The sequence below is a fragment of the Microcoleus sp. Pol11C3 genome (assembly GCF_036701485.1).
Classification (GTDB): domain Bacteria; phylum Cyanobacteriota; class Cyanobacteriia; order Cyanobacteriales; family Microcoleaceae; genus Microcoleus.
In genome coordinates, this window is the sequence record NZ_JAUBQW010000012.1 from 1 (window position 1) to 19,863 (window position 19,863).

At 44.5% G+C, this 19,863-nt stretch carries 17 protein-coding genes; 9 read left to right on the forward strand and 8 right to left on the reverse strand.

The genetic code is table 11. The features are described from left to right. The first annotated feature begins 303 nt into the window (after positions 1-303). A complete protein-coding gene (locus QUA40_RS05205) occupies positions 304-756 on the forward strand; it encodes an NADAR family protein (protein WP_333122408.1) in 453 nt (150 codons plus the stop codon). A gap of 372 nt (positions 757-1,128) precedes the next feature. Then, positions 1,129-4,134, forward strand: a complete 3,006-nt coding sequence (locus QUA40_RS05210; protein WP_333122410.1) for a GAF domain-containing protein — start codon at positions 1,129-1,131, stop codon at positions 4,132-4,134. 7 nt (positions 4,135-4,141) lie between these two features. On the opposite strand, the gene QUA40_RS05215 is transcribed toward QUA40_RS05210, so the two are convergent. The 3 genes from QUA40_RS05215 to QUA40_RS05225 form a co-directional block, all read right to left on the reverse strand. Continuing rightward, complete coding sequence (locus QUA40_RS05215; protein WP_333122413.1) at positions 4,142-4,918, reverse strand: pentapeptide repeat-containing protein; 777 nt, start codon at positions 4,916-4,918, stop codon at positions 4,142-4,144. Between the two features lie 260 nt (positions 4,919-5,178). Beyond that, entirely contained in the window at positions 5,179-5,823 is a 645-nt protein-coding gene (locus QUA40_RS05220) for a pentapeptide repeat-containing protein (RefSeq protein ID WP_333122416.1), read from the reverse strand. A 532-nt stretch (positions 5,824-6,355) separates the two neighbouring features. Further along, positions 6,356-6,478 (reverse strand): hypothetical protein, encoded by a 123-nt coding sequence (locus tag QUA40_RS05225; protein ID WP_333122419.1) that lies wholly within the window; start codon positions 6,476-6,478, stop codon positions 6,356-6,358. 435 nt (positions 6,479-6,913) lie between these two features. Between QUA40_RS05225 and QUA40_RS05230 the strand changes: the two genes are divergently transcribed. Further along, positions 6,914-7,351: a helix-turn-helix domain-containing protein gene (locus tag QUA40_RS05230; RefSeq protein WP_333122421.1), complete on the forward strand. Its 438-nt coding sequence runs from the start codon at positions 6,914-6,916 to the stop codon at positions 7,349-7,351. 403 nt (positions 7,352-7,754) lie between these two features. Here the strand turns inward: QUA40_RS05230 and QUA40_RS05235 are convergent, their stop codons facing one another. After that, on the reverse strand, positions 7,755-8,108 hold the full coding sequence (locus QUA40_RS05235) for a metal-sensitive transcriptional regulator (protein ID WP_333122424.1): 354 nt from the start codon (positions 8,106-8,108) through the stop codon (positions 7,755-7,757). 178 nt (positions 8,109-8,286) lie between these two features. On the opposite strand from QUA40_RS05235, the gene QUA40_RS05240 reads away from it, so the two are divergent. The 6 genes from QUA40_RS05240 (at position 8,287) to QUA40_RS05265 (ending at position 16,228) form a co-directional block, all read left to right on the forward strand. Beyond that, entirely contained in the window at positions 8,287-9,531 is a 1,245-nt protein-coding gene (locus QUA40_RS05240) for an HhoA/HhoB/HtrA family serine endopeptidase (RefSeq protein WP_333122426.1), read from the forward strand. A 662-nt stretch (positions 9,532-10,193) separates the two neighbouring features. Continuing rightward, on the forward strand, positions 10,194-12,614 hold the full coding sequence (locus QUA40_RS05245) for an EF-hand domain-containing protein (protein WP_333122428.1): 2,421 nt from the start codon (positions 10,194-10,196) through the stop codon (positions 12,612-12,614). Between the two features lie 197 nt (positions 12,615-12,811). Next, the gene (locus QUA40_RS05250; protein WP_333122430.1) at positions 12,812-13,453 is read left to right on the forward strand and encodes an RNA ligase family protein; all 642 of its coding nucleotides are present in this window, start codon (positions 12,812-12,814) and stop codon (positions 13,451-13,453) included. Between the two features lie 27 nt (positions 13,454-13,480). Then, positions 13,481-13,612 carry a hypothetical protein gene (locus QUA40_RS05255; RefSeq protein WP_333122433.1) on the forward strand — a complete coding sequence of 44 codons (132 nt, stop codon included), beginning with the start codon at positions 13,481-13,483 and terminating at the stop codon, positions 13,610-13,612. Between the two features lie 365 nt (positions 13,613-13,977). Then, entirely contained in the window at positions 13,978-15,144 is a 1,167-nt protein-coding gene (locus QUA40_RS05260; protein WP_333122436.1) for a hypothetical protein, read from the forward strand. Positions 15,145-15,151: 7 nt separating this feature from the next. Beyond that, complete coding sequence (locus QUA40_RS05265) at positions 15,152-16,228, forward strand: hypothetical protein (protein ID WP_333122439.1); 1,077 nt, start codon at positions 15,152-15,154, stop codon at positions 16,226-16,228. A 361-nt stretch (positions 16,229-16,589) separates the two neighbouring features. Here QUA40_RS05265 and QUA40_RS05270 read toward each other — a convergent pair whose 3' ends face one another. From QUA40_RS05270 to QUA40_RS05285, 4 genes are all read right to left on the reverse strand, one after another. Next, positions 16,590-16,952, reverse strand: a complete 363-nt coding sequence (locus tag QUA40_RS05270; RefSeq protein ID WP_333122441.1) for a type II toxin-antitoxin system PemK/MazF family toxin — start codon at positions 16,950-16,952, stop codon at positions 16,590-16,592. Further along, a complete protein-coding gene (locus QUA40_RS05275) occupies positions 16,907-17,137 on the reverse strand; it encodes a ribbon-helix-helix domain-containing protein (RefSeq protein WP_332956246.1) in 231 nt (76 codons plus the stop codon). The genes QUA40_RS05270 and QUA40_RS05275 overlap by 46 nt, the downstream gene beginning before the upstream one ends. Before the next feature lie 111 nt (positions 17,138-17,248). Then, entirely contained in the window at positions 17,249-18,442 is a 1,194-nt protein-coding gene (locus tag QUA40_RS05280) for a glutathione S-transferase family protein (protein WP_333122443.1), read from the reverse strand. Between the two features lie 228 nt (positions 18,443-18,670). Continuing rightward, on the reverse strand, positions 18,671-19,552 hold the full coding sequence (locus tag QUA40_RS05285; RefSeq protein ID WP_445301125.1) for a tetratricopeptide repeat protein: 882 nt from the start codon (positions 19,550-19,552) through the stop codon (positions 18,671-18,673). Positions 19,553-19,863 lie beyond the last annotated feature (311 nt).

Consider the following 19,863-nt stretch of genomic DNA (forward strand, 5'->3'; position numbering starts at 1 on the left):
GTCTCTATTTTCAGCGCGGCTTCTTGGCTCTATCCTTTATGCAGCAAGCATTATAGGTACGTTGTCACCCGCTAAGGCTATTTCAAGTTTGGATTTGTCAAACTTCAAGCAAGGAAAATGACTTTGGCAAATGTGGGTTTCAAATCAAGACGCTAAAACGCCAGTCAACCGATGTTCTTCGGTAGGCGACAAGGCCAACCGATGTGCAGTGCACTGAAATCCGTTACACAATCCGTTGCCGAACTTCTCTCTTCCTGAAATCCGTTACACAATCCGTTGCCGAACTTTCTTCTTCCTTCTGCTATGATAATTTATTTTTATAAAGTAGAGGAGCCTTACGGCTGCTTTTCTAATTTTTCACTACACGACATTAGTCTGCACGGTCAAGATTGGTTGACTGTGGAACATTACTATCAAGCCCAAAAATTTGTCAGCACGGATAAAAAATTAGTGGCTGCGATTCAAGCCGTAGCAACTCCCCAGGAAGCCGCAAAATTAGGTCGCGATCCCAACCACCGGATTCGCGCTGATTGGGAAGCGGTGAAAATTCCCATTATGCGCGAAGCAGTTTTAACTAAGTTTCTCGCTCATACAGACATTCAAGCGATTCTCCTTGCCACAGGGGATCGAGTCATTGTCGAGGATTCGCCAACGGATTACTACTGGGGGTGTGGCTGCGAGCGCACCGGCCAAAATCATTTGGGTAAAATTCTGATGAGCGTGCGCCAAGAAATTAGTCAGCGCCTTGCGGGCTGATAGAAACTCAAATTCTTGCGTTAATTATCATTCATTATATGAAGTTATACAACAAATGTCAAGTTATCCTAACAATGAAGAATTCTCATAGTGAGAGTTTAAGATTGCGAGAAATTTATAAGAGCATTAAAATAATAATTATTATTGGCTTAAGTCGCTCTGCCTGTTGAAGGCAAGGATTAAACTGGCGCGCTCTCAGATTTTACTTACCCCAGCCCACCCGAGGCGATACACCGTCGTCTCTCACAAGTGCGCGATCGATTAATTGTACAGATCGGTTTAGTCAAAAATTCCGGGTAATGTATTTGAGTTTTGAAGGTTCCAACAGCCCATCAAAACTTCTTATTATTGTATAAGTACAAAAGGAGATTTATGCAACTCAGAGAAAATACGCAAGAATTAAATTATAAACTAGACAGAGAAGTTTTGATACGGCGGATCACAGAACGTATCCGCCAATCTCTAGAATTAGAAGATATTTTAACCAGTACGGTAGCAGAAGTGCGGTCTTTTTTGAAAACAGATCGCATTATGATTTACAGGTTTAGTGGTGACGGCAGTGGAGAAGTTGTTGCTGAGTCAATTAATCACAACCATCTCCCTTCCTTGAAAGGACTGCACTTTCCAGCAGACGACATTCCCGCGAGCGCCAGGGAGATGTATGTCACTTTGCGCCAGCGGACAATAATAGATGTTAACTCAGGGACGATCGTCCTGAGTCCCCTCGATGCGGCAGACACCGGTCAACCTTTAGTAAAGGAAGAGATGCACTACCGAGCGCTCGATCCTTGCCACACCGCTTACCTGATGGCAATGGGAGTGCAATCTTCCTTAGTCGTGCCGATTTTGCACCGCAGGATCGCGTCGGAAAACAGCAAAACAGATATCTGCGAGGCGGCCACGTGTCTGACTCGATACGAGCCAGGAAATAATCAAAAAATTCACATCGAACTGTGGGGACTTTTAGTGTCTCACCACTCTGCGCCCCTCAATATTTCACCAGCAGATTTAGAAGTAGTTCAGCTCGTATCAGATCAATTGTCTAGCGCGATAGCCCACGCGCTCCTCCTCCAGCAAACCCGCTCTCAAGCCGCCCGCGAAGCTACCGTGAGCCGCATAGCAGCCCTGTTGTACGGTCACGTCAACATTCAACTGCAGCAAGGTTTAGAAGCCACCGTCACCGCTTTGGGCGGCAGCGGTGGCAGACTCTATCTCAACCAGCCGAAAATCAACGGTGAAAAGTTTTCTGCTCCCAAGATTGAAGGAGGATTGCCAATTGCCCCAGCCCACAGTGATGCTACCTTTGAACTATTCACCACAGGAGAACAACCGACACTTCCCAACTGGGAAAAAGTTAAGGCGATCGAAGCTCATCCCCTCTGGCAGGAATGGCTAACCAAAGGATTCAACAATACCGAAGAACATCCCAAATTTCCAATTTTTACTAATTCTCAATTCCCAGTTTTGATAATTACCGACTTATACAAAGAACCTCTATTTAGAGTTCTAGTTCCCGCTTTCCAATCTACTCAAATTAGGGGTATGCTGGTAATTCCCCTCCACTACAAACAACAAGTAGTCGGCTGTTTGACCATTTTTCGCAATGCAATAGATACCGAAAAAATGTGGGCGGGGCGTTTTGACAGCAGCGCTGCACAAACCCTTCCCAGACAATCCTTTGAACTCTGGCGAGAAATCAAAAAAGGTCAGTCGCCCGAGTGGAAGTACGAGGAAGTTGAGCAAGCTTTAGCTATAGGCAGTCAATTTTGTTCGGCAATTGGGCAGTACGTTCTTTATAAAGAAGTGCAAACCCTGAATGCCAACTTGGAGCGCCAAGTTCAAGAACGCACCGCCCAATTGCAACAATCCTTGGACTTTGCCAAAGTATTGACGCGAGTTAGAGACCAGATTCGCAGCACCTTAGATTTAAAAATCATACTGCAAACTATTGTGCGAGAAGTCAGAGTTTTGTTGGATACCGATCGCACGGTAATCTATCAATTTGCTGCCGACAAACAGGGCGAGGTAGTTGTCGAAGCTGTTTGCGGCCAGTGGCGGTCAATTTTAGGTATCACATCTCCACAAGGATGCTTTCCCGAAGGCTCAGACTGCTTTTATCGAGCCGGACGGGTGCGAGCAATTAATGATATTTATACTGAGGATTTAACACCCTGTCACCGCGAATTTTTGGAAGAGTTACAGGTGAGAGGAAGTTTAATTATACCCATGAGAGGCAAAGATTCCCAATTGTGGGGGTTGCTGATTGCTCATGAGTGTTCCGGGCCGAGAGTTTGGCAAACGACAGAACAGGAACTACTGCAACATTTAGCTGCTCAAGCTGCGATCGCCATTCACCAAGCAGAACTTTATCAAGAAAGTCTCAATGCCGCAACTGCCGATCGATTAAAAGCCGAACAGCTAGCTAAAACTCTCACAGAACTGCACAATACCCAAGCCCAACTGATTCAAACCGAAAAAATGTCCAGTCTCGGACAACTTCTGGCCGGAGTCGCCCACGAAATCAATAACCCCGTTAACTTTATCTACGGCAATCTGTCCCACGCCAGCGAATACACCAAAGATTTACTCTGCTTGGTGGAACTCTACCGCCAGCACTACTCCAATCCCAACCCACAAATTAGCGAGTGTTCCGAAGCAATCGACATCGAATTTCTTGCCGAAGATTTGCCAAAAATTTTGGGTTCCATGACAGTCGGAGTTGAGCGCATCCGCCAGTTAGTTGTATCGTTGCGTAATTTTTCCAGAACCGATCAAGCCGAGAAAAAAGCCGTTGACATTCACGATGGCATCGACAGTACCCTGTTGATTTTGCAGCACCGGATCAAAGCCAATTCCGATCACAACACCGTAGAAATCATTAAAGAATACGGCAATTTGCCCTTAGTAGAATGCTATGCCAGCTCGCTCAATCAAGTATTTATGAATCTGATCGGTAATGCCCTTGACGCCCTAGAAATGGGGAAAAAAGAGCAAGTTATGAATCTTCCCTTTAAAGCTGCCAGTGCAGCGACAACGCATTTAAGCTCCCAAATACTGCCTATCGAGTCAGGAGATATAAATGCCACCACTGAGTGTTTGATTCCTGATTTCCCATCCCCTTGCATTCGGATTCGCACTGAATTAATCGATGAAAAAACGGTAGGAATTTGCATTGCAGACAATGGTCACGGCATCCCCAAAGAGTTAATCTCTCACATATTTAATCCGTTTTTTACTACTAAACCCGTAGGTCGGGGCACGGGTTTAGGACTGTCTATCAGTTACCAAATTGTAGTTGAGAAACACCAAGGCGTACTTAAGTGTGTTTCTGTACCCGGTCATGGTACAGAGTTCTGGATCGAGATTCCGCTGAATTAGGCAATTGTCAAGGCAAGATTAGCTTCACCAGCACAGAACCGATCGATCCCAGAAGACTCATAAAGTCGCCGCGGCTGGAAGTGCGGGGCTCCGTAGGCTTTTGACGTGCAACAATGGCTTCGGCTAACTGCTTTGACAAATCCTGACCTTGGGGATTTCCTTGAGCTGCAAAGAGTTGGTTTGCTCTGGCCGCGTCTTGAGTCGCACCGCTGAAGTCTCCCAAGTCAGCGCGAGACATACTGCGCGCAAAATAAACGGCTGCTAAATCCGATTTCAGATTCAGGGCTTGATTGTAATAATCAATGGCGTTTCTGTAGTTTCCTGCTTGAGCTTCCAGCACTCCCAACCGGTAGAAGTCTTCAGCGGTGCCGATATTGGTTGGCATTCCTCTAACTCCGAGCAGTTGCGCGTTAGTTAAATTGGCGTTGAGCAAATTGGCGTCGCTGAGATAGGCACTTCTCAAATCAGCACCGCTGAGGTTTGCACCGCTGAGGTTAGCCCCCGTCAGGTTGACGCCAAACAGGCTGGTGCCGCTGAGGTTGGCACCGCTGAGGTCAGCCCCGGTGAGGTTGGCTCGGCTGAGGTTAGCCAACCTCAAGTCCGCACCTTTGAGGTTGGCTCCGGTTAAATTGGCTAAAACCAAGCCCGCACTACTGAGGTCGCAGTTGGGGCACTGTCGGGTGGCTAGTAATTGTTGCGTGTGTTGGATGTTCTCGGCGGGTGCAGGAGCGATCGGGGCGATCGCGCTCAGCAGCGTTGCAGCAGCGAGGATTCTAAGTTTCATTTTGACCGTCCAAAATCCAAAATATTAAATCTAAAATAGCTTTTATCCAAGCAATTGAAAATCACCATAACACAAGTTCACCCAACAAATCTTTTGACTTGCCGTATGTAGGAGTTCTCGGCGCCATCAGCACCCTACATTGAAGTTATCGGCCTTACCTGAGTGTCAAATAAAGATTTCGCTGCCAATAAATTAGGGTAATGAAAACCTCATTACCCTTTAGCCGCTGTTCTCGGCAACCATAAAAATTAACAAATAAATTAGTCGTGAATTGTGCCGTCGGGCATCGTTGTACCCTTAAGATATACTCCGCTCAGGTTAACTTTTGTAAGGTTTGCTCCCAACAGGTTTGCTCCGCTTAAGTCTGACGCACTTAAAATCGCTTCAGTCAAGTCTGCCCTAATTAGACTCGCCCCCATTAAGTCGGCTCCGCTAAGGTCTACTTTGGTCAAGTTTGCGCCAATTAAATCGCATTCTGTGAGCACCGCCCTACGCAAGTTTACTCCGTAAAGATTTACTCCGTGCAAGTCTGCACGGCTGAGTGTGGCCCGAGATATGTTGGCTCCAATTAAAGTTGCTTGGATCAGGGAAGCTCCGCTCAAGTCTGCTTTGCTGAGGTTCGCTCCCATCAACTCAGCTCGATGCAGGTTAGCTTCAACTAAAAGTGCTTCTGTCAGGTCGGCTCCACCTAAGTCTGCTTTGCTCAAATTAATCTTGCACAAATTGGCTTTGCCAAAGTTGACTCTGTTGAGTTTCGCTTTGCTGAGATTGGCTCCAATCAGGTCGGCTTCATACAGATTGGCTCCAATCAATTCTGCTTCATAGAGGTAGACCTCGTGCAGGTAGACCCCGCTAAAATTTCTTTCTCCTATTGCGTATAGCTTGAGCAGTTCGTCAACGTTCATTGTGGCTTCTCTACACCTTTTAAATGAAGAATACTGTCAGCAAGCTGGTTGCACCGGATGTTCTGCAATTTTAGATTCTGAAATATTCACACCCAGCCTGAAACTTGCCTCAATCCTGCAAGGTTTGAGTATAAATTAGATGGTTCGGTGAGGGTGAAGGACAAAGCTGCATTAAGTTTTCCCTTGGCTGAATAATTAATATTTAAAAATTTTAACAACAAGTTCGATCGAACTTCGTAACTAAATCCCAAAGATTCTACGTGGAAACTCTGATCGAACCCATAACTTTTTGTGCCTAGTTGAGCTTACCGAGTAAATATGTGACCTAAATCACACTTTGATGTTAGTAGGATCACATAGAAGTCCCCCTTTCGATCACCGCAGGCGGGCAAAAATAGCCGATACTTATACTGTAATACTGAGAAATTGACAATGCCACCTTCGTCGTGTTTTACTCAATTGGCGATAAAGCCCGTAGTTTCACAGAGACTTGCCCGCTTGCTGTGAAAGTCGGTTACAACGTCACTCGGCGCTACCCGCTATGAGCGATGAGAGTGCTGATATCTAAGGATTTTTCGCACAGCGAAAGCCAAAAATGCACTTCGGGGAGTAGGGGAATCTCTGTATAAAAATGCGATCGCTGGTGTACAGACATTCGCTTGTTTGCTAGCACCTAATGACTAAAAATCGCCCATACGTTCGCAAAAAATACCAATAAATACCAGGAAAACCATGATAGATGTTTAACAAGAAGAGAATAAATGGTATTCCTTAAGAGCCACCTATTGCCGCTAATGTTACAGTCGAGCGGTTAACCGCTATCAGTATTAGCAATGACGCTTGTCCATCTAATACAAAACTGACCCCGAAACCGGGTTTTTTACCAAAACAAATCGTTGCAACCTTGCTTCAGGTTAAAATAATCCGGTTTCTGAGCGTCTGAGTGCCTCCAGGAAGGAAAAAGTTTAATGAGAACGAACGCTTTTGTATTGCTTCAGGGCAAACAAAAGGTCAGCATTTAGGATAGGAGCAGCTTTTGCTCCTTTGTCAAACAAAGGTATTGTAGAACGCGAATCGTGAGGTAATTGATATGGCTGGAGTATGTAAACTTAGCATCACAGAGACAAGTGAAGAGCTAAAAAACCTGTTAACTGAACAAAAAACAGCAAGCGGCTTTCAAAAAATTCAAGCACTTTACCTCTTCAAAATTTGTCACGTTAAGACAGTTAAAGAATTGGCAATGACAATCGGGGTCAATCGAATTACAGTGCAGCGGTGGCTGAGAAAGTACCGCTCTGACGGACTCGAAGGACTCCTCGAAACAAAGCACAGCGGCGGCCGTAAGCCGGCCATTTCTCATCTGGCCCGCGCTAGTTTGGCAATGCGCCTCAGCGACCCTCAGAAAGGCTTTAAAAGCTATGGAGAAATTCAAGAGTGGTTGCAGCAGGAATACAGCATTGAGGCTTCCTATAAAGCGGTTTACGCAACAGTCAGATACCACCTAAAAGCCAAGCTGACGAAAGTCTAGACAGTTCATACCATGTCGGATTAATCACCGATTATCTAATTGTTTGCAGTCAGCCTTTGAAGATTTTGAGGAGTTGCGTCATCACGACAAACCTGACTAATTCTTTTTTAACAAAACTCGCTCTCATAAAGTGCGGAGCATATAAATTATATGTTGTGGCAATGGGGGTGAAGGGGAGAAGATGTGATATCATTTCCGGTTACACGGGAATGATGTTGACTGTTGACGGTTGACTGTTGACTGTTAACCGTCAACTCGAATTTACTATTCCGATGCTAACGGATTTGATATGATGCTTTTCCCCTGTTTGTGAAAGATGCTTAAAAAATTAGCCATAAATCATAACTTGCAAGTTTTGTCTAATTGGCAGGTTTTGTTATATGGAGGTAAAAATTGGCAGCGGCTAGGGCAAAAACCGATCCAAAGCCGCTTTCAACTCTTCGATTTCCGTATCGATATTACCTTCTTTGGCGGCTCGGGCAATGCACTCCGTTAAATGTTCGTCAAGAATGATTCTCGCCACGCGATCGAGCGCGCCTCGAACCGCAGCAACTTGCACGAGAACTTCGGGACAGGGACGGTTTTCTTGCACCATTGTTTTAATGCCGCGGACGTGTCCCTCAATCCTAGACAAGCGATTTACCAGCCGCCGCATCGATTCTTCATCGTGAAGGTGAGGATGAACTGATTTATCGTCGTGATGGTGGTGGGAATTTGAGGGCAAGGATTTGTCAGTAGAAGTATCAGATATAATCATTGGGGTTACGAGGGAAATTTTAAAAGTTAGAATTCAGAATATGTTGAGTTGGTGCGGGTTCGTGACTCATGTATTGTAACTGTCAAAATATATTTAGGATCTTCATAGTGGCAGATTATTGAGTCCGCAGGATCGCACACGTTTACCAGACTAACCCAGACTAACAAAGATTGACGCTATGCGACTATTTAAGTTTTTTCGCCCCGCACCTCGAACCGGTGCTCGTTGGTTCGCCCTAATTTTAGGAATGACGATCGCCCTGAGTGCGCTGGGTATCAATGCTGCACCCGCTGCCGCCGCTGATGGCACAAATCCGCCCAAATTACAGTTCCAGAGTTCCCCCGCCACCCCCCCGAATCCGCAACTGTTAGCGCTGCGGGGCGGGGAACTGCCAGGGGATACCGGCAGTTTTGTGACGGCGGCTGTCGATCGAGTCGGGCCGGCAGTTGTCCGCATTGATACCGAGCGCACTGTCAGTCGCAACCTCGACCCCTTAATGGAAGACCCCTTCTTCCGCAGATTTTTGGGAGAAGATTTACGCAGCATGACCCCCAGACAAGAACGCTTACGCGGTCAAGGTTCCGGCTTCATCATTGACAAAAGCGGGATTGTTTTAACCAATGCTCACGTAGTTGACAAAGCCGATCGAGTGACTGTCACCTTAAACGACGGCAGGACATTTCCAGGAGAAGTGCAAGGTACTGACGAAGTAACAGATTTGGCAGTTGTCAAAATTAATACCAAGGAAGTTAACTTGCCCGTGGCAACCCTAGGAGATTCTGACGCGGTGAAAGTGGGAGATTGGGCGATCGCCGTGGGCAACCCCCTGGGATTTGACAACACCGTCACCTTGGGCATTATCAGCACCCTCAAACGATCCAGTGCAGCCGTCGGCATTCCGGACAAGCGGCTCGATTTCATTCAAACCGACGCCGCCATCAATCCCGGCAATTCCGGTGGCCCGCTGTTAAACAGCAGAGGAGAAGTGATTGGCATCAACACGGCGATTCGAGCCGACGCAATGGGTATTGGGTTTGCGATTCCGATCGACAAAGCCAAGGCTATCTACGCGCAGTTAGCCAAGGGAGAACAAGTCAGCCATCCGTTTTTGGGGATTCAGATGATTGCTTTGACTCCTGAAATGGCCAGAGAGAATAATTCTGACCCCAATGCTCCTTTGATTGTGCCGGAAGTGAAAGGGGTGTTAGTGATGCGAGTTGTGCCAAATACGCCTGCTGAGGCAGCAGGGGTTAGGAAGGGGGATGTCATCGTTCAAATTGACGGTGAGGGAGTGACTGAGCCCGAACAGTTGCAAAATTTGGTGGAAAACAGCAAAATAGGTCAAATTCTGGAACTGAAGGTGCGCCGCGGTGTCCAGATTAAAGAAGTTCCGGTTCAAACTGCTCAACTGAGAGATTTTTAACTAGAAGGGGAAGGGGGGAAATCGTTAAAACCCCCTCCTCGACTCGATCGCGTGCTGGGCATAAAAATTGTTCACAAATGAAATAGGATTGCTATCATAGATGATTTAAATTCAGTCAACTATGACCCAATATTGCATCTACTTTTAACTCAAATGCTTATGTAAAAGGATCTCGCCCTTCAGTCTAGATCGCACTCTAACCGCTTCAGCTCAAATCCGCGCTTCATGGGAATTACAAATTTGAGTCAAGTGGCAACTATATGTATTTTAGATATATCAGCGCAATTCTCTGTTTATCGATTCATAGTCAACTGTCCATCTCAACAATAAAAACTCTTGATTCACTTAAATACGGATTGCTTTCTAACTATTTAATTCACCAACTAAAACCCCCAAGCATTGCGATGACGCTGGCAACTATGCAGAGTTATAGTATCGTGTGTAACAGTTGCCTAAGCCATCAGGAATTAAAATAAGTTGGTTTAAATAAACATTATAGGGTATACCAGCTTTTGCACTAATAACATCTCTCTTAGTATAGATGATTCTAGGCTAAACCATCCCCGACAATCCCTACAAAATATTATTGTTTTTTTGCGCTTACCTACTTATATTAGGCATAATTAATAGACATAAAATAAAAAAATAAGGGAGAATTTAGTATGACATCTGTGGAGCTTGAAAAAAAAGCCATGACTGAAGAAGAGGAGGCAAAGTTATGGGAAGCGTTCCAAGTATTTGACGCGGACGGGAGCGGTGCTATTTCATCAGAAGAACTCGGTCAAGTGATGCGATCGCTAGGACAGAGTGCTAACGAAACCGAGCTGCGCGAAATGATCGAGGAAGTGGACTTAGACAAGTCTGGCAGTATCGATTTTGAGGAATTCAAAATCCTGATGATGTCCCAGCAAGGCGATCGCCAGAGTCGTCTCAAAAAGTCATTTAGTGTATTTGATGAAAACGGTAGCGGTCAAATCACTAAAAACGAGATGCAGGATGTGATGAGCGAATTCGGGCTGACAGAGCCAGAGCTCGATGAGATCATCGAAGAGGCAGACCATGACGGCAATGCCTTAATTGACTTTGAGGAATTCTGCACACTAATACCCGATGAGCCAGAGATCACAACAGCAGATCGAGACTCGCCGATTCCGGTTGTCAGTACACAAACAACCGAGATTTCAGATAGTACAGCCGCTGCGCTCGAAAGTATAGCCACTCCTGTCAACGAGGCAGCTTCTGCCACTATTGAACCTAATCTAGAATATCTACAAGAACCACCCACCGGTTGCAATCGAGAAATAGCGCGGCTAAAAGAACTACTCGCCCAACACCCACAAGCTGAGAAGAAGCGCGGTACATCCCGCTTGGAGATGCAGATTGGTTTGTTTCGTCTGATCCAGGGAGCAGCCTACCGCAGCTTCCGTGAGAGTTTTTCCGCCAACCACGAGACTCACCTGCGCGTGAGAAACTTGCCATACAGAATCGTTGATTTTGTGCGATTTGTCAGGAGTGCGATCGCGCTTTATAAAGGATTGGGTGTAGTAGAGTCGGCGTGCAACCCTCTACTGGATGCAGTAGTTAAATCGCTCGAAGATGAATATGGCCGACTAGAGCATCGCATCAAGAATTGGCAAACCATAGAAAAAACTCCTGAAATGTTGGCGGAAGAAAAAGCCATGTTGGAGGCGCGGGGTAAGTCGGCCACGGCCAAGGAGAAGTTTGGGGCGGCAGTCGAGTTGGCAATCACCATCAAAAAGGATAGTCTCAACTTGCGTGACATCGCGGAGGGTGTGCTTGCAATCAACGAACTCAACCGACTGCGAAACCAGGAGCTCAGTGAGAACATGGCACCGCCACCACCCAAATCCGAGGGAGATCATAAGGAGTATCTGAAGAAGTGGAACCGCGTCATCCTCTCGGAGGCATCAGAGGAAATTGATGGGGCGATGATGCCAGTAGCATATTGGTATGAAGACTTTATGCCGAAGTTGCTGGCTGCCTTCAGCGTCTTTACCACAGCAGATATCCCCTTCAACACGGTGCCTGATGAAGCAGCTTTAAACGAGTGGTACGAAGCGACTAAAACGTCCGGGGAATTTGGGCGCTATGGGGCGGATGTTGCAGAAAACTTTGCCAAATGCGCTCCAAAACAGCAACTGATGCTTCAACAAGCATGGCGCTTGACGCACTACTACCTCAATGGGATACAGAAACGGCGCGAAAGCTTAGAGTGTGGGCGCGAGTCTGGCGAACTCTCGCAATATGTGGCGTTTATCGATGTTTATATCGATCGCACTGAAGTAAAGAATTCACAAATGCGCCTCAGCTATCCTTACTATATTGGCCCTGCGGTGTGGCGTTTCTTCCACACTACGGCTGAAATCGTCTCTACCAAGACTCCCGAACAGCAAAAAACTCTGGTGGCAATTTTCAAGGAATTCTTCATGCTGTTTGCCACTATGTATCCCTGCCCGTACTGCCGCCACCACCTCAACGCCTACGTCGTGCAGAATAAAGAGGTGGAAATGTACCCTCTGGAGTACCTGGTGCTTGGGCGCGACCCGCGTCTCAATAGCTTTGAGGTATCAATGGAGGCAAAGCTGTCCACTGTAGTAGATGGCTCTTCTCTGCGCTTGTTCTTCTGGAAGTTGCACAACACTGTGTCCTCATCAATTGCGCGATCGGAAGAGTGGTATCAAAAGGATGAGGAAGCATTGTACACTACCCGTTATTGGCCCAGCATTGACTCTGAGCTAGCACGAGCCAAGGCCCTCAAACAAATCAGCATTGCCACCGATCGGATGTACCGCCTCTACGGTATCCTCAAGCCCGCAGCACGACTGACAGGGGTGAGAGCAATATTGCATAAGCTGTTGGATAAGAGGGATGAGGAAGGAATCAAGGAGGTATGCTTAGTTGCTCAAGATTACATCCAGGAGTTGGACGAGGCGATCGTCACGGGACAATTCCTACAAGAGACATATTACTTTGACCCTGACCTTGTGGATCAAGCTCCTGTCTTTAGTCCTGAAGAAGAGGAGTTTGCTCGCAGCGGTGTGTTCGTAGAGGCTAGTTGTTGAATATCAGTAAGTAAAAAGTTAAGTTTAAAAGCTTAACTTTTTACGCCTTGATATATATAGCAATCCTCCTGGATTTCGGTATGGTAAAAACCGCGATCCTTTTGTGGCAAATGCTTTCGTCGGTTATGGCATAAACTGAGAATAGTCTCTTTCCTTGCGGAGCGCTCCTCTTCGAGGGCTTCGCTAACGCACGACTTATGCTTCTTGCCTATCCCAAAATTCCAGATAGTAAAAATTGCCCTCACGAACAATGTGTAGCTTTTGAGAAGTACGATGGCACTAATTTGCATTGGGTTTGGGAAGTTGAACTTGGTTGGTATGCTTTTGGTACGCGCCGCAGTAGATTTGATTTGGATGAGATGGGAATTGCAGAATTTAATGCTGCACATCCAGGTTTAGAAGAAGCACCGGAAATATTTAAAAGAGATTTTGCTAGTCCCTTAGAGTCTATATTTCGAGAAAACGAACTGTATCACTGCCCTGAAATTACTGTGTTTACAGAGTTTTTTGGTGCTAACTCGTTTGCGGGAAAGCACAAAAAGGACGATCGCAAACAACTGGTGCTTTTTGATGTGGAAACTGAGGGCGGTATGGTTGTTCCCGATCGGTTTATTCAGGATTTTGGTAAATTAAATATTGCGCGAGTGATTTATCGCGGCAAACTGACGGGCAAGTTTATGGACGATATTCGCAAGGGGAAATACGGTGTGGATGAAGGTGTTGTTTGCAAGGGAGGCGGCAATTCTAATAATCTGTGGATGGTGAAGATTAAGACTGATGCGTATATGCAGAGATTGCAGCAAGCTTTTAAGGATGATTGGGAAAATTACTGGGAGTAATATCAAATCTGAAGGCTAACTTTTTTCATGAATCGATCTAGTAGTGCGATCGGTGAAACCTCCTCTTTTGCTCCCCCTTTACCAGAAGAGTTGACAAACAACCTATCTTGTGCTGAGATGGCAGTGCTGAAGGTGCAGAGCGAAAATATCAATTTTTGATTTGGAGAGTGGGACGGCGCGATCGGTTTATATTACCCAACAGTCGGTGTGGGGGGTTTGAAATCTAAAGTTTGAGTCTACCATCGATCCTTTGCCCCACTCTAATTGATGGGCCAAGGGAAAATTTTCCATCACAGGCAGGGAATACAGTCAGCGCCATCATACCAGAAGCAATCCAAATGGCAGGACAAGGGCTACCTCCCTTAAGCATTTTTGCCTCTGCAGAATTCTGGTAGATTATGGGGTAATATTATATTTGCAGGAGCAGGCTGCCTAAAAGCTTTACTCTAATGTTAGATAGCATTAAATCTAAGGCTGTCTGGGGCTAATTTATAAAAAGTATTGAAATAAAAAAATAAATTCTTATGACAAGAGATATCGATATTTTAAAAGATGAAAAGGTAAACTGCTACTCTTTTATGGTACAGCTAAGTGTTGAAGATTATCTCAACATGGTAAGTAGGACATTTAAAAATAGAGGAGGTTTAGAAGGACAAAGAGATACATTAAAAACAACAACAGCTATTCGGATTAGGGAGAGAATGGTTCAAGATATAGAAGCAGGCGCACTAATTCCACCCATAGTCTTAGGAGTAATCGTGTCGCAAGTTACTTTTGACAAACTGGAGACATTAAAAGACAGAGATTCATTTTTAGACTTGATGGAAGGAATTGATAGTGATAGCATCTCTATTATCGACGGAATGCAAAGAACTACAGCTCTACATGAAGCACAAAAGAAGAAAGATATTAGTAAACACAAAATTCGGATAGAATATTGGATTGCCTCTCAAGTAAATAGTCTTACCTACCGGATGTTAGTTTTAAATACTGGCCAAGTTCCTTGGAATATAAGGAGACAGATTGAAATAGTTTTTAGGTCGATTATTAAAGAATTAAAACAAAAATCTACTGGCGTCGAGATTTTGGAAATAAATCACGAGAGGCGAAGTTCATCACCTGGACAATTTCAGGCTGATAACATTATAGAATTATTTTTGGTTTTTGGGGCAAGAAAAGAAAAAATTGACTTACAGGAGAGGTTAGCAGATGAATTTATGCGACAAGACTTTATAGAATCAGCAGCAAATGAAAATTTTATAAATATATTTTATGAAGTAATAAATTATTTGGGTGAATTTGATCGAGCTATAGCCAAATATAAAGATGAGAATTCAGAAGAATATTTTAAAGACGGTAATTTATTCAGAAAAAGTCTACCAGCTTGTGTTGGTTTTGTAACAGCAATAGGTTTGTATGTACTGGGTAGAGCTGGCTCGAAGTATAGCTCAGAAAAACAGAATGAAAAATGGAATCAAATTAAAAATGATGCCGATAAAATGTTAGAACGTATATCTAGTCTAAAGAGTAACGAAATAAAAGATTTTCTAGATTTTCCAACTTTAAATGAATTGATTGGTAAAAAACCAGCTAAGTCTAATGAAAGAGAATTCTTTCTGCAAGCTTTTAAGACCTTAATTGAGGAAAATTTTAATGTTGACAATATGACTCCATGTTGGAGATCTTACTGAAAAGCTTATGTCTAGAAACATGATCGAGGCTAATGAATATATATTTAAAATATTAGCTGAGTTTGTCCAATCAAGTGAAGCTGATGTGCCTGTTTCTAATAATAAACGATGTATTAAGACAAATACTAAAGATAAAGAATGGTTGCAAGAACTCAAAATTATAAACAAGCAGTTAATTTTACCCAATTTCCAAACAGCCTCATTTGAATTTAAGAGCCATAAATACTTTGTTGCCGTCGGTTGGCAGAGTAAACAAACTATTGATAGCGATGAAGTTATTGAATTTGTAGAACTGAATGCGGGCATAGTTACAGCATTACTATTTGAACTTAAAATTCCTCTTAGCCATGAAGCCAAACCTTATGATATTGCCGATAAAATTTTATATGATGACCCTATAAACTCAATAATTAAATATGAAGATTATTCTTTAATAAGCAATGTTTTTGAACCATTTTCTGTCTATCGAATTCCAGAAGATTCTGCTTTTATTGAAAAAAATGATCTAGATTTAATAAGAATATCAGGTTTCTACGCTTTAAAGAATAGCCAACTAATTGCCTTGAATTTTTCTCGTGAAACCCTTGATAAATTTGAAAATGTTTTTTTTGAAGGTTCAGAGAGCATACCTTATGAAAATTTATTATTTAGTTTAGTTTCGGTCTCTTGGAAATATTCATTCCTTGATATTTATAGATGTATAGAAAGGCTGTTTTCTATAGCATTCTGGGCAGATTTTCACAAGAACTTGAAGATAGAAGATTCACTTTTAAAGTTTTCGGCTGATCTTGAAAACCACACGCAGTGGAAACCCAAAGAAATCGATGCAGTTAATAAACTAATTAAAGATTCGCCGGAAGAAGCTTGTCGTTTATTGAAAGAAATTAAAAGTTTTATTGATGGGACAGAAGCAGCTGACTGTGGAGATTTAGTTTATAAAATTCGGAATTCTATAGTTCATTTTAGACCAGCAAATCAGTCTATTAATCTCGACGATAAGAATTGGGATATGTTAATCAGAGCATCTTTGTATATCGTTGAATATTGGTATAAGCAATATGACGAACAATTAACGCTTAGATAGTCCCGCCATACCTTACCAACCTTTTCAACAATTTCTACTATCAATACTCCGGACAGTTTTTGAGACAGAGGCTGAAACCCTCATTCTACCGTTAGCATTTGACCTCACTGAGAAGGCTGAAACCCGCATTCTGCCGTTAGTGATTGAAAACTGTCCGGACTATTGTACTATAAAAATTCAAATATTAGGATAAATTAACTCATGACCTCCACAATTGCCACCGAAGAAGAACTCAAAATTCCCGTTTTCGATCCCGCTTACACTGATGCCAGAGGCGGCAATGTAGGAAAAATTTTCAACAACCCAGAAATCCTGCGCCACTCGATGCTATATTTGTCACCCCGCCAGCTTTTGCATTTCCCTACTTTTCAAGTTCTAAATATCGAGCCAAAATCCGTTGAATTTCTGGTATTTGTTGCAACTCCAATTGCCCAAGACAGCGCACAAGTCTGCGTTTATCAAACGTCATCGGATCGACGCACACGATAAAACTTTCGGTACTCAGACCATTGAGAGTCGAAGGAATTACGGGCAAAACAATGGGTCGTAAATGCTCGTTTGGAACAGCAGAAGTGATGGGCAGAACTGTGACTTTACTGCGTTGATTAAAAGCAGTTCCTGAAATAATTACGGCTGGTCGAGTCTTGCGGATTTCTGTACCGACTGAGGGATCGAAATTCACGAGCCAGATGCTTCCCAGTCGGTAATCGCTGCTTGCTGCCATGCTTCATCCTCATCGGTTAATTCATCACTCAATTCATCGAGCAATAAACAGGCTTCTACCATTGCCTGCTGTTCTTGTTGTTTACGCCACGCTTGCAATAAAAGCTCAACTAGCCGACTGCGATTTTCTACACGCTCGTCAATGTAACGCACTAGCTCATCTGGCAAAGAGATAGATACTTTCATATTATTTATGCCACTTTTAATACTACCAATGGTAGCACAACGATCGAGCACATAGCAAACTTATGAAGTAGAGCAGCAGCAACGCCCATTCCGTCTGATTCCGATCGCCCCCTACACAAAATTAGCCGGATCTTGATCTCGCCGATGCTTCAGCAGAATCGGAGAACCTTGGCCATCACCCACCAAAGCCGCCGTTTCCTCCAACGCTTCCCTCAGCCGCTTGGCCGCGTAGATGGACATATCGCGGGGCACATTCACCCGATCGCGCAAATACCGCAAAGCCCCATCAGAACCCGTCGGCGGCGTACAAACTTCGCCAGTCATCATCAAAGTTAAAGCACAACGCAAAGCCTCATCGAATAACTTGTCATCAGCAGGATTGACTCGAACGATGTTGCGGTAGTGCTTAATGACGCGATGAAGTGCTTCAGCGCGGGAGGTTTCCGGTTCTGGATACATCACATCCGGCAGTCCAGCCCAAGGCCCATTATCCACGCGGGCTTTATTGACTAGCATCTGAGGTTCGCCGTTTTCATAACAGCCGCCCATCTGAGGCGGTAAATCGTGGACGTGAGTGTGAAAATCGCTCTGAGTGCCGCGATAGGTAGGGCGGGTTTCCATCGCAGCAAACCAGTCAGCAAAGCGCGGGTTTTCTTCCCGCATCGAGTAGCCTTTGTAGTAGTAAAGACTGGCATTCATCCGTTCGACGTAGGGCGTAAAGATCACATCCGCAGTGCCAAATTCATCGAGGAAATAAGGCCCCGGAGTGCTAGCCAGAGCCTTTTCTACCTGGGCGACGACGCTGATAAATTGGTCGCGGTTGTGCTGTTCTACTCTGGCTGAACTTGCTGGGTAGCACAGCCAAGAGCACCAGGCTCTAAATAGCAGTCGCTCTAACCGCCGCATGGGTATTACTGCGGGGTTTTCCATGCCCAAACCCAAGGGGCCATAGACTCGTTCCAGGGCGATTAAGATATCATCGCTTTCGGTGATGATGCGGCCGTCTAGTTCGATCGCCGGTAGCATTCCCGATGGCACCTTACGCTTGTACCAGCTTTCCTTTTCCCCATAGCAGAACATTGTAACTTTGTCAATACGGTAGGGGATTTGTTTTTCTTCCAGCCACAGCCAGATTTTTTGGCAGTAGGGACACCAAGCATGGTTATCGCGGTACAGGGTGACTCGCACATCGGATTCGGTTTTACCAAAGAGGCGCAAGCGGGATTGAGCGTTGGTTGGCCCGTTGACGTGATCGACTTCAAAGTCTGTGAGGGCTTCTAATTCTGTCCAGCTTAGGGGGGTCATGCGATTTTAGATTTTAGATTTTAGATTGGAGAATTGAAGACAGCGACTGCTTCGTGGCCATAATAGAACTTACCCACCAACTCTATCTGTAGGGTGCGCTGTGCGCGCACCTTACCCCTACCCATAGCGCATTCAACTATTTTTTGGTCTTAGTCCTCAATAAAATAGTTGGTTATCAGTTAAAAAAGGCTTTGAGGACTGAAGTCCTCACTACCAACTTAACTACAATTAAGGCGACATTTGGGCAGGGGGTGGGGCGTCTTGAATTTTATCCAGTGCTGCTTTCATTTCAGGAGTGGCTAGCAACTTTTGGGTATCTGCAATTAAACGATCGCCCCAGAGGTTTTCTTTGAGATATTCTACGGTAGCATAGCGTTTGTCAAGTTTCAGAGCTGCTTCTCCCATCGCCAAGCCTTTTGCTTTGTCACCTTTGGTGTACAATGCTACTGCTAGAGCTAGCATTGATTCTGCTGCTTTGTTGTCGATCACGATCACTTCTTGCCAGCGTTTGATGGCGCTATCAACATCTCCCATTTCGTATTTGACTAATCCGATATTGTTAATAGCCGGCCACAGGTTTTTTTCTAAAGCAAAGGCTTTTTCGTATTGGGCGATCGCCTGATCAAACCGCTTCAGCTTATAAAAAGCATTGCCTAAATCAAATAATGCACCCGGAGTGTCTGGTTTTAGTTTCAACCCTGCTTGCAAATATTCGACTGCTTTCTCGTAGTTCGCTTTCCGAAAGTGAGCTTCTCCCAAGACAAATTTAATTGATGGATTTTCTGGCGACAGAGATTGAGCTTGCCCTAAAGCTTCAATGCCTTTGTCAAACTGCTCGACTTGAAGGTACAAGCTGCCTAACAAAGTCCAACTTTGAGCATTTTTGGGCGCTAACTGTGTAGCGAGTTCGGCTCTAGGTACGGCTAGTTGGTACTGCTGGAGTCTGGCTAGCTGGACGGCTTCTTCTGCAAGGCTCAAGGCCGTTTGTTCGAGTTGGGCAGAGTCGATTTGCAGCGTGTAAGGCAGGAGTGCCTGTGCGACAACTGGCTTGGGCATTGTCCACAAACCGAGTGCGAGCACCAAAGATATTAAAGGAATGCGATTAGGCACTGTACAGCCCCAGAAAAAAATATAAGGGTTTCTCGATCGCCTATAATAACTCATATTTTTGAGTTTTGATATTGCTTCTTGACTCGCCACACTTCGGGGTTTTCCTTTAAATACTTCTCAAATTATGTTTACACTCAGGAGCGCCGTTTTTCTTCACTGTTTTAGAAACGACTGAGAACCTCACTACAAATAGGCAAAATTATGAGTTATTATAAACTTGAATGAGTTAATAAATAACGCTTCGCGGTGTTCCGTTAAATAATACCCAAACTCTGTTTTAACTCACAAATAATAGTTGGTCTTTACAGGTT

What these genes read in the sequence shown, in the direction of transcription:
- QUA40_RS05205 (WP_333122408.1), top strand. Translation starts at nt 304, where the DNA reads ATGATAATTTATTTTTATAAAGTAGAGGAGCCTTACGGCTGCTTTTCT.
- QUA40_RS05210 (WP_333122410.1), top strand. Translation starts at nt 1,129, where the DNA reads ATGCAACTCAGAGAAAATACGCAAGAATTAAATTATAAACTAGACAGA.
- QUA40_RS05215 (WP_333122413.1), bottom strand. Translation starts at nt 4,918, where the DNA reads ATGAAACTTAGAATCCTCGCTGCTGCAACGCTGCTGAGCGCGATCGCC.
- QUA40_RS05220 (WP_333122416.1), bottom strand. Translation starts at nt 5,823, where the DNA reads ATGAACGTTGACGAACTGCTCAAGCTATACGCAATAGGAGAAAGAAAT.
- QUA40_RS05225 (WP_333122419.1), bottom strand. Translation starts at nt 6,478, where the DNA reads ATGTCTGTACACCAGCGATCGCATTTTTATACAGAGATTCCCCTACTC.
- QUA40_RS05230 (WP_333122421.1), top strand. Translation starts at nt 6,914, where the DNA reads ATGGCTGGAGTATGTAAACTTAGCATCACAGAGACAAGTGAAGAGCTA.
- QUA40_RS05235 (WP_333122424.1), bottom strand. Translation starts at nt 8,108, where the DNA reads ATGATTATATCTGATACTTCTACTGACAAATCCTTGCCCTCAAATTCC.
- QUA40_RS05240 (WP_333122426.1), top strand. Translation starts at nt 8,287, where the DNA reads ATGCGACTATTTAAGTTTTTTCGCCCCGCACCTCGAACCGGTGCTCGT.
- QUA40_RS05245 (WP_333122428.1), top strand. Translation starts at nt 10,194, where the DNA reads ATGACATCTGTGGAGCTTGAAAAAAAAGCCATGACTGAAGAAGAGGAG.
- QUA40_RS05250 (WP_333122430.1), top strand. Translation starts at nt 12,812, where the DNA reads ATGCTTCTTGCCTATCCCAAAATTCCAGATAGTAAAAATTGCCCTCAC.
- QUA40_RS05255 (WP_333122433.1), top strand. Translation starts at nt 13,481, where the DNA reads ATGAATCGATCTAGTAGTGCGATCGGTGAAACCTCCTCTTTTGCTCCC.
- QUA40_RS05260 (WP_333122436.1), top strand. Translation starts at nt 13,978, where the DNA reads ATGACAAGAGATATCGATATTTTAAAAGATGAAAAGGTAAACTGCTAC.
- QUA40_RS05265 (WP_333122439.1), top strand. Translation starts at nt 15,152, where the DNA reads ATGTCTAGAAACATGATCGAGGCTAATGAATATATATTTAAAATATTA.
- QUA40_RS05270 (WP_333122441.1), bottom strand. Translation starts at nt 16,952, where the DNA reads ATGGCAGCAAGCAGCGATTACCGACTGGGAAGCATCTGGCTCGTGAAT.
- QUA40_RS05275 (WP_332956246.1), bottom strand. Translation starts at nt 17,137, where the DNA reads ATGAAAGTATCTATCTCTTTGCCAGATGAGCTAGTGCGTTACATTGAC.
- QUA40_RS05280 (WP_333122443.1), bottom strand. Translation starts at nt 18,442, where the DNA reads ATGACCCCCCTAAGCTGGACAGAATTAGAAGCCCTCACAGACTTTGAA.